Below are 1,760 nucleotides of genomic sequence, written 5' to 3' on the forward strand. Positions count from 1 at the left end.
TCCCACCGATGATGCAGGCGGTGGTTGCCGGCATGCCCACGAGCACGCGCAGCGGGGCTGGCTTTCGCCCATCGAGTGCGCATGACCTGTCCAGGGTTGCGGTAGATCTTGCGGTGATGCCATGCTGCCTCGACCAACAACCGACGTGCATGACCGTTGCCGGTCTTGGTGATCGAACCCTGTGATCGTGATGTCCCCGAAGAGTATTCACTCGGCACCAGGCCGACATAGGAACCGATGGTGCTCCCCGTAAATCGCTGCCAGTCGCCGATCTCGACCGCCAACCCGAACCCGGTCAAAGTAGAGATTCCGCGTAAACATCCCAAACGGTGCACCATCGGCGTGTAGGGACTGTTCTCCGCCATCTCCTCGATCGCCGTATCCAGTCGGTCACGGCGGCTTCGGGTGAGCAGCATCGCTTCATAGTTCGAGTCGAACGTGGCCTGCAACGCCGACTGCTCGAACCTCTGACTTCGTAGCCACACATCATGCGCACCAGTCCACGCCGCACCACCAGAATAGACAATGCCCTGCCGCAGAAGAAGTTTCGACAAGCGATGTCGGCATCGCATCAGATCCCCGCGAGCATCCTCACGGGCACGGACCAGATCTCGGGCTGCCTCTTGTTCTACCGAAGGGACCGTGACCTCGACGATCTCGTCCAGTCGGAGCAACCGCGCCAGATGCAGCGCGTCGCGAGCATCGGTCTTGACGCGGTCACCAGCAGGTCTCTGCAATTTCGACGGCGCAACCACCACGCACTCCACACCCGCTTGATTCAGAGCTCGGTACAGGCCGAATCCGGTCGGTCCGGCCTCGTAGACGGCTTTCACCGGACCCGGCAACGAACGCAACCAGGCGAGGATCTCACCGGAGTCCGGACATAATCGTTGTTTCCATACTTCACCGGTTTGACCGTCGATCGCACATGCCACTACAGACAGTGCGTGCACGTCCAATCCGACACTCGTACGCTGATACATCACCGGGGCCTCCTGCAAATGTAGGCACTACCGATCCAGGCTTCGCCTACTCGGCAACCCACGGCAACTTGCAAGCGAGTCCCCGGCCCGAAACGGGCCGACCCTCATACCGTCTAGCCTCGATCGGCCAGCTAGTGCCCCGAGTTTGAAGTTGTTTTACGGTCAGCTTTCACCAGGATCTGCTCGGCGGTTTTCGTCCACACGAACGGCTGCGCCCGCGGATTCCACCCGTTGATGAACTCTCGGATCTTCGCCGTCAGTTCGCGGACACTGCGGAAAGTTCCGCGATGAATCGCTTGGCGTTCGATGATCCCGAACCACACCTCGACGAGGTTCATCCACGACGCCGACGTCGGGGTGAAATGAACATGGATCCGCGGATTCGCAGCCAGCCACTCGCGGACCTCGGCCTTCTTGTGGGTGGCGTAGTTGTCCATCACCAAGTGCAGTTCCTGCTTCGGATACGCGCGTGCGACATGTTTGAGGAACACCAGAAACTCCTGGTGACGGTGTCGCGGCCGGCAGATCCCGGTCACCTTTCCGGTCGCGATCTCCAACGCCGCGAACAAGGTGGTGGTGCCGTTGCGGATGTAGTCGTGGGTTTGCTTCTCGGGCATTCCGATCTGCATCGGCAACGTCGGAGCGGTCCGATCCAATGCCTGGATCTGCGATTTCTCGTCCACGCAGAGCACGATCGCGTTCTCGGGCGGATCGAGATACAACCCGACGATGTCGGTGACCTTCGCGACCAGTTCCGGATCGGTGGAAAACTTGAAT

At 60.3% G+C, this 1,760-nt stretch carries 2 protein-coding genes; both read right to left on the minus strand.

Features of this window, described 5'->3' with window-relative positions; translation table 11 throughout:
• On the minus strand, positions 1-983 hold a 983-nt coding region (locus ACF08D_RS31270), incomplete at its 3' end, for an IS110 family transposase (protein WP_391901464.1).
• A 131-nt stretch (positions 984-1,114) separates the two neighbouring features.
• Positions 1,115-1,760, minus strand: a 646-nt coding sequence (locus ACF08D_RS31275) for an IS630 family transposase (protein WP_392227580.1), incomplete at its 5' end; no start/stop codon positions are given.

Source organism: Streptomyces sp. NPDC015131 (assembly GCF_043079975.1).
Lineage (GTDB): Bacteria > Actinomycetota > Actinomycetes > Streptomycetales > Streptomycetaceae > Streptomyces.